Below are 7,303 nucleotides of genomic sequence, written 5' to 3'. Positions count from 1 at the left end.
ATCGAAGTGAAGACGGGCCCGGCGGCCGACTTCGAGCAGCCCGCGCGCCTGCGCTTCGTCGAGCAGGTTGCCGAACGCGCGGAAGCCGTAGTACGACTCGTTGAAATCGGGCTTGCGGCGCTTGATCGCGCTCTTGAGCACGGACGCCCAGATCTTGCCGACGTCGTCGCGCTCGGACGCAAGCGCCTCGAACGTCTCGACCGCGAGCGCGATCGCCTCGGCCTTGCGCGCCTCCATCTCCGGCTTGCGCGACGGCTCGTCCGCACGCTTCGCGCCGCCGTTGCCCGCACGCTGCTGTTCGCGCTTGGCGAGCGCGCGCTGCTGTTCGCGCACGAGATCGTCGTAGAAGATGAACTCATCGCAGTTCGCGACCAGCAGGTCGGACGTCGACTTCTTCACGCCGACGCCGATCACCTTCTTCGCGTTCTCGCGCAGTTTCGACACGAGCGGCGAAAAATCCGAGTCGCCGCTGACGATCACGAACGTATCGACATGCGATTTCGTGTAGCAGAGGTCGAGCGCGTCGACGACGAGCCGGATGTCGGCCGAATTCTTGCCCGACTGGCGCACGTGCGGAATCTCGATCAGCTCGAAGCTCGCCTCGTGCATCGCCGCCTTGAAGCCCTTGTAGCGATCCCAGTCGCAATAGGCCTTCTTCACGACGATGCTGCCCTTCAGCAGCAGCTTTTCGAGCACGGGCTTGATGTCGAATTTCTCGTACTTCGCGTCGCGTACGCCGAGCGCGACGTTCTCGAAGTCGCAGAACACGGCCATGCTGACGTTGTCCAGGGGTAATGCCATGTGTACTCCAACCGGTTGGCCGACGCGTTGATTTGCGTAGCGGCAGGAAATGCGTGGCGCACATGATAGCCGGTCGGCGGCGCGCCGCCCGCATTCCGCGCGGCAGCCGCACTATGTGCGGCGACACACCGTCGTCGCGCCGCGTCGCCCGGTATGCTCCCGATAGGTGCAACCGCCGGGCCGCCGTGGATGCGCCCCTTTTTGACGCGCCGCCGCCCGGCCAATTCGACATACACTTGAGTATCGGTCGTCCGTCCCTAACTGGAAGGATGACGCATCGAGCAAGGAGCCGTTTCATGACGACGAAGGTACTGCTGATCGGCGCGACCGGCCGCACGGGCCGCGCCTGCGCGGATCTGCTGCTCAAGCAGCCGGAATTCGAGCTCACCGCGCTGGTGCGCCGGCCGGGTTATACGCTGCCGGGCGCGAGGGTCGTCGAGGCCGATCTCACGACCGATTTCTCGTCGGCGTTCCAGGGCATCGCGCACGTGATCTATGCGGCCGGCTCGGCCGAATCCGAAGGCGCCACCGAAGAGCAGCAGATCGATCGCGACGCCGTTGCGCGCGCGGCCGAGTATGCGCTCGCATACAACGTCCAGAAGCTCGTCGTGATCAGCTCGCTGACCGCGTACTGGCCCGAGCGCAGCCCCGACGCGCTGCGCCACTACTCGCAGATGAAGCGCGAAGGCGACGAGCGCGTGATCGCGTCCGGCGTCGACTACGTGATCCTGCGTCCGGGCCCGCTGTCGGACGGCCCGGGCGTCGGCAAGATCGCGCTGACCGAGGAGCGCGTCGAGCCCGCGCCGCCCGTGTCGCGGCAGGACGTTGCATGGGCCGCGATCGAGGCGATCAAGCTTGGCATTTCGCGAAAGGTTATCGGCTTCGTCGGCGGCAGCGTGCCGATCGAACAGGCGCTGCGCGCGTAACCGCTGGAGCGCCGGCGGCGCAGTACCCGCGCCGCCGGCACCGCAGCACGATGCGGCCCGCTCGCGCGGGCGGTTCTCTTTGGCCGGCCCGTCAGCGTTTCGGATGCGCGTCGGCCCACGCCTTCACGGCGGCGAGCGTGTTCTCGACGTGCTTGTCGGGCGACAGGCTCGTGTATTCGTACAGGACCTTCCCTTCCGGCGAAATCACGTACGACACGCGGTTCGCGCGATCGAGCGCGGGCAGCTTCGCGTCGTATTCGCGGATGATCTTCGCGTCCGGATCGGCCGCGACCGGGAACTTGCTGCGGCACTCGCTGACCGAGAACTTCGTCAGCGTATCGATGTTGTCGGCCGACACGCCGATCACCGTCGCGCCATACGCCTTGTAGCGGTCGACCGCCTCCGCGAACGCATGCGCCTCGATCGTGCAGCCCTTCGTAAACGCGGCCGGGTAGAAATACAGCACGACCGGGCCCTGCTTCAGCGCATCGGCGAGCGAGTACCTGTAAGTCTTGCCGCCCAGCGATGCGGGCGCCGTAAAATCGGGCGCCGCGTCGCCCGGCTTCAGCTGCGCCTGCGCGATCGGCGCAAGACCGGCCACCAGCGCCGCCGCAACGGCGCCCAGCAATAGTTTTCGCTTCATCTGCGTCCTCATTTCTTATAAAGTCAGCCTCGTTGCAGCATGCGCCCGCGTTCGCTTGCCGAACCCGGCGCCCGCCCGGCCCGCGCAGCGCGCCGGCCGGTCCGTTAAAGATTCCTCGCAGTCTGCCGTTATTCCTCCCGGACAACCGGTTCCAGCCCTTCACGTCAGCGAGAAACATGGAAGCCAACAGGAAACAGACGCCGCGCAAGGGCCCCTGGCGCAGCGCATTGCATACGCTGCGCCGCTTCGCCTGGTCGGGCGGCGCGCTGATGCCTGCGCGCGCCGGCGCACCGCGTCGCGACGATACCGTGCGCAACTGGCTGGAACAGACGGTCGGCACGGTCGATTTCCTCGCCCACGTCGATCGCGAGCTGCGCTTCCTCTACGTGTCGGAAGCGAGCCTGCGCTTCATCGGCTATCACCGCGAATATCTGCACACGCTGACGCTGCGCGACCTGATCGCCGAACAGGATACCGCGGCGCTCGAAGACCTGCTTGCGCGCGCCGCGCGCTCCGGGCAGGTCGAGAAGGCGACGATGAGCATCGTGAAGTCGCTGACCTACCCGCTCGACGTCGAGCTGCGCGCCGTGAAGAGCCGCCACCACGGCGTCGAAGGCTTCGCGATCGCCGCGTTCGACATCTCGTCGTGGCGCGCGCTCGAGGCGCGGCTCACGTACGAAATGCATCACGATCCGATGACGGGGCTCGACAACCTGTCGGCGCTCGTCCCCGCGCTGATCCGCGCGCAGCAGACGGCCGACGACGAAGGCACGTGCGCGGCGCTGCTGCTGCTCGATCTCGACGATTATCAGCGGATCAACCGCGCGCTCGGCTACGACGCGGGCGACGCGCTGCTGCGCGAGACCGCCCGGCGGCTGCGTACGCTCGTCGCGCCCGACGAACTCCTCGCGCGCGTCGCGAGCGACAAGTTCGCGGTCGTGCTCGCCGCGCCGGACCGCACGCGCGCGTGCGACGCGGCGGACGCGCTCGCGCGGCGGCTGCAGGCCGCGGTTCGCGAGCCGTACACGTACCACGGGCAACCGGTGCATCTTTCAGCAAGCATCGGCATCGCGCTGTATCCGGACGAGCGCGCGGCGCCGCATCGCGCGCAGCACCACAGTCCGCTGCTGCGCCGCGCCGATCACGCGCTCGCGCAGGCGAAGGCGTCGGGCGGCAATGCGCTCGCGTTCCATGCGCCGGTCGACGATCCGGCCGACGCCGAACGGCTGAAGCTCGAAGCCGATCTCTACGACGGCGTGCGCAACGGCGAATTCTCGCTGCATTTCCAGCCGATCACGCGCAGCCAGTCCGGTGCGGTGGTCGGCGTCGAGGCGCTGATCCGCTGGCGCCACCCCGTTCACGGGCTCGTGCCGCCGGCGACGTTCATTCCGCTCGCCGAATCGATCGGGCTCATCAACTATCTCGGCAACTGGGTGCTGAAGGCCGCCTGCATGCAGCTCGTCGCGTGGGATCGGCAGGGGCTCGCGCTGCAGTACGTCGCGGTCAACGTGTCGCCGCAGCAGTTCCGCGATCCGCGCTTCACGCAAAGCGTGCGCGATGCGATCGCGCTGACCGGCATCGATCCGCGGCGCATCGTGCTCGAGATCACCGAAAGCCTGCTGATGCACGATCCCGCGCATGCCAAGGGGCTGCTCGAGGAACTGACCGAGCTCGGCATCCGCTTCGCGATCGACGATTTCGGCACCGGCTATTCGAGTCTCGCGTATCTGCAGCGCTTCCCGCTCGCGAAGCTGAAGATCGACCGCAGCTTCGTCGAGAACCTGCTGACCTCGCGCAACGATCGCGCGATCGTGTCGGCCGTCGTCGGGCTCGCGCAGACGCTCGAGCTCGAACTCGTCGCCGAAGGCGTCGAGACCGAAGCGCAGCGCGCCCTGCTGACCGAAATGGGCTGCAACCACATCCAGGGCTGGCTCGTCTGTCAGGCGCTGCCGTCCGAGGAGCTCGCGCGCCGCTTCGCGGCGCAGCAGCTGCACCTGCACGCGGCGGCCTGACGGGCCGGACGGATGCGTATGTCAATTACCGAACGCCTGGCCCCGACCGCGCTGCTCGACAAGCTGTGGGCGCGGATGAACGAACGCGGCGACTTCCCGCTGCTGTCGGAGTCGCTGCGCACGACGATGGCCGCGATGAAGAACGACGATCTCGACTTCACGGCGCTCGTGCGCGTCGTGCTGTCGGATTTCGCACTGACGCAGAAGGTGCTGCGGCTCGCGAACTCCGCGATGTACATGGCGTTCGGCGGCAACATCACGACCGTCACGCGTGCGCTGATGGTGCTCGGGATGGACGCGGTCGGCCATCTCGTCGTCGGGCTGAAGCTCGTCGATCACTTCCATCAGAGCACGCCGCGCCGCATCGACGCGAAGCTCGAACTGAACCGCGCGCTGCTGTCCGGCTGCGTCGCGCGCAAGCTGACCGAACACGTCGAGCTGCGCGCGGGCGAGGAAGCGGTCGTCTGCACGCTGATGCGCCAGGTCGGCAAGCTGCTCGTGGTCTGCTATCTCGATCAGGAATGGGACCGCATTCGTCGGCGGGCGGCCGAGCTGCACGGCGACGAAACGGCCGCGTGCATCGACGTGCTCGGCGTCGGCTTCGACGAGATCGGACTCGAGGCCGCCGCCCGCTGGCGCCTGCCCGACATGATCTGCGCGGGCATGGCGAACGACGATCGCGCGGACGACGACGAATCGCGCGACGACGATCGCGACGCCGACGACACGGCCCTCGCCGGCAGCGACGCGGACGACGGGCATGCGCAATGGCTGCGCGCGGTGAGCCGCTGCTCGACCGACGTCGCGAGCGCGCTCGCGATGCCGGAAGGCCCGCAGCGCGACGCGCGCATCGGCACGCTCGCGCAGCACTACGCGCCGATCCTCGACATGCCGTCCGGCGCGCTCGTCGAGATCGCCGAGCAGCTCGCGCGCGAGGAAGCGAGCGACACCGTGATGCGCGAGATCGTCGAGCTGCGCGCGAATGCGGATGCGATCGCGCGCGCGCAGACGGAGCCGGAAGCGTGCCTCGAAGCGGGCCTCGCCGATCTGCGCGCGCTGCCGTCCGAGCACGTGCTGACGCCGGTGCTCGCGCTCGCGTCCGAAAGCCTGCTCGCGGGCCTCGCGTTCACGCGCACCGTCATGTTCGTGCGGCACGACGACGGCACGTTTGCCGCGCGTCTCGGCTTCGGCCCGGACGTCGATGCGGTGCTCGACCGGCTGCGCTTCGACGAACGCTTCGAGCCCGACGTGTTCCATCTCGCGATCACGAATTCGGTCGGCATCTTCATCGAGCACGCGCAGGAGCCGAAGATGCTGCGCCGGCTGCCCGCGTGGTATCTCGACGCCTTCGACGACACGCACTCGTTCGTGCTGCTGCCGGTGCGCGCCGGCGGCTCGACGGTCGCGCTGCTGTACGGCGACTGGGCCGGCGCGCAGCCCGCGCGCAAGATCACGCAGCAGGAGATGAGCGTGCTCAACGAGCTTGCGCGCGAACTGAGCCGGTTCTTCCCCGCGTAGCGGCCGCCCAAAAGCAAACCGGCCGCATCGTGCGGCCGGCTGGCGAAAAGCGACGGAATCGAAACGCGCTTACTTGAGCGTGACGGGCACGCTGAAGTACTTCTTCGCGAGCGAGTCGATCGTGCCGTCGGCCTTCAGTTCCTTCAGCGCCTGATCGAGCGCGGTCTTCAGCGCCGCGTCGTTCTTGCGCAGGCCGAAGCCGACGCCCGAGCCGAGAATCTCGGCATCGCTGACGGTGCCGCCCGCGAACGCGAAGCCCTGGCCTTGCGGCTTCGACAGGAAGCCCTTCGCGCCCGCCTCCGAATCCTGGAACGTCGCGTCGAGACGGCCCGACTTCAGGTCGGCGTAGGCGAGATCCTGCGTCTGGTACGGCACGACTTCGACACCGGCCGGCGCCCACTTCTTCTTGGCGTACGCTTCCTGGATCGTGCCCTGCAGCACGCCGACGCGCTTGCCCTTCAGCGATTGCGGCGTCGGCTGCAGGCCGCTGCCCTGCTTCGCGATCAGCTGGTTCGGGATCGTGTAGATCGGATCGGTGAAGGCGATCGCGTGCTTGCGCTGATCGGTGATCGTCATGTCCGAGTTGATCGCGTCGAACTTGCGCGCCTGCAGCGCGGGGATCAGGCCGTCGAAGTCGTTCTCGACCCACACGCACTTCGCCTTCAGCTTCGCGCACACCGCGTTGCCGATGTCGATGTCGAAGCCGGTCAGCTTGCCGTCGGGCGTCTTGTATTCGAACGGCGCATACGAGGCTTCGACGCCGAACCGGATCTCCTTCAGATCCGCCGCAACCGCGCTGCCTGCCGCTACCGCCGATGCCGCCACTACCGCGTGCGCGGCCACTTTACGCCAATCCAACTTCATCAGGTGTTCTCCTCGATACTCGAATGTTCCGGAACTACGGGCGCATGCATCATTGCAGGGCCGGATGGCGACGGCAACCGCGACGACGCGCCGTGATGCGGCGCAACAGCCGCAAGGCCGCGATTGTACCAATCCGCGCGGCCCGCACCGCAAAGCGGCCGTGCTGCATCGCGCGCGCGGCGCCCCCATGCACGCGCGTGAAACGCGCAAGACGATGTCGCAAACAGGCAAGCTCGCGGTGCCGGCGCGGCGCCGGCCGCCCCGTCAGACGAGCGCGGCCAGCGTGTCGCGCGTCGTATCGACGACGAGCAGTCCCGCGCGCAGGCCGGGCTTCACCGACGGATTCGGAAACACGATGCGCTCCTCGTCGTGCCGCACCGTGTAGCGGTAATCGCCGTCCTGCGCAAGCACCGTGCCGCGCGCGAACGCGGTGAAGTTCGCGACGTCGGGTGCGACGAACAGCTCGAGCGCGTCGCTCTGTTTCGTGATCTGGTCGATCACCGTGAACACGCGCGGCAGCGGCGCGTCGGCGTCGCCCG

7 protein-coding genes are annotated in these 7,303 nt (G+C 67.8%); 3 read left to right on the top strand and 4 right to left on the bottom strand.

All coding sequences use genetic code 11. The features are described 5' to 3' along the window. The coding region (locus HMPREF3115_RS32180; RefSeq protein WP_256275994.1) for an NYN domain-containing protein at positions 1-801 on the bottom strand (801 nt) is incomplete at its 3' end. Between the two features lie 296 nt (positions 802-1,097). Here HMPREF3115_RS32180 and HMPREF3115_RS03725 point away from each other — a divergent pair. Further along, positions 1,098-1,727 (top strand): SDR family oxidoreductase, encoded by a 630-nt coding sequence (locus tag HMPREF3115_RS03725; RefSeq protein ID WP_006401197.1) that lies wholly within the window; start codon positions 1,098-1,100, stop codon positions 1,725-1,727. Positions 1,728-1,818: 91 nt separating this feature from the next. Here the strand turns inward: HMPREF3115_RS03725 and HMPREF3115_RS03720 are convergent, their stop codons facing one another. Then, positions 1,819-2,370, bottom strand: coding sequence for a peroxiredoxin (locus HMPREF3115_RS03720; RefSeq protein WP_006401198.1), 552 nt, complete (start codon positions 2,368-2,370; stop codon positions 1,819-1,821). A gap of 269 nt (positions 2,371-2,639) precedes the next feature. On the opposite strand from HMPREF3115_RS03720, the gene cdpA reads away from it, so the two are divergent. Then, positions 2,640-4,382: a cyclic di-GMP phosphodiesterase CdpA gene (gene cdpA, locus HMPREF3115_RS03715; protein WP_193760134.1), complete on the top strand. Its 1,743-nt coding sequence runs from the start codon at positions 2,640-2,642 to the stop codon at positions 4,380-4,382. An 18-nt stretch (positions 4,383-4,400) separates the two neighbouring features. After that, positions 4,401-5,900, top strand: coding sequence for an HDOD domain-containing protein (locus HMPREF3115_RS03710; RefSeq protein WP_070553460.1), 1,500 nt, complete (start codon positions 4,401-4,403; stop codon positions 5,898-5,900). 69 nt (positions 5,901-5,969) lie between these two features. On the opposite strand, the gene HMPREF3115_RS03705 is transcribed toward HMPREF3115_RS03710, so the two are convergent. Next, positions 5,970-6,764, bottom strand: a complete 795-nt coding sequence (locus tag HMPREF3115_RS03705; RefSeq protein ID WP_070553459.1) for an ABC transporter substrate-binding protein — start codon at positions 6,762-6,764, stop codon at positions 5,970-5,972. 264 nt (positions 6,765-7,028) lie between these two features. Then, positions 7,029-7,303 (bottom strand): succinylglutamate desuccinylase/aspartoacylase domain-containing protein (locus HMPREF3115_RS03700; protein WP_176748732.1); only part of this gene is annotated, 275 nt, incomplete at its 5' end.

It is taken from the genome of Burkholderia sp. HMSC10F09, from assembly GCF_001806955.1.
Lineage (GTDB): Bacteria > Pseudomonadota > Gammaproteobacteria > Burkholderiales > Burkholderiaceae > Burkholderia > Burkholderia multivorans.
This window is presented reverse-complemented; position numbering and strand designations above follow the sequence as displayed.

Bases quoted from the DNA above. Each gene is read 5' to 3' on its own strand.
- HMPREF3115_RS03725 (WP_006401197.1), top strand. From the start codon at position 1,098: ATGACGACGAAGGTACTGCTGATCGGCGCGACCGGCCGCACGGGCCGC.
- HMPREF3115_RS03720 (WP_006401198.1), bottom strand. From the start codon at position 2,370: ATGAAGCGAAAACTATTGCTGGGCGCCGTTGCGGCGGCGCTGGTGGCC.
- cdpA (WP_193760134.1), top strand. From the start codon at position 2,640: ATGCCTGCGCGCGCCGGCGCACCGCGTCGCGACGATACCGTGCGCAAC.
- HMPREF3115_RS03710 (WP_070553460.1), top strand. From the start codon at position 4,401: ATGTCAATTACCGAACGCCTGGCCCCGACCGCGCTGCTCGACAAGCTG.
- HMPREF3115_RS03705 (WP_070553459.1), bottom strand. From the start codon at position 6,764: ATGAAGTTGGATTGGCGTAAAGTGGCCGCGCACGCGGTAGTGGCGGCA.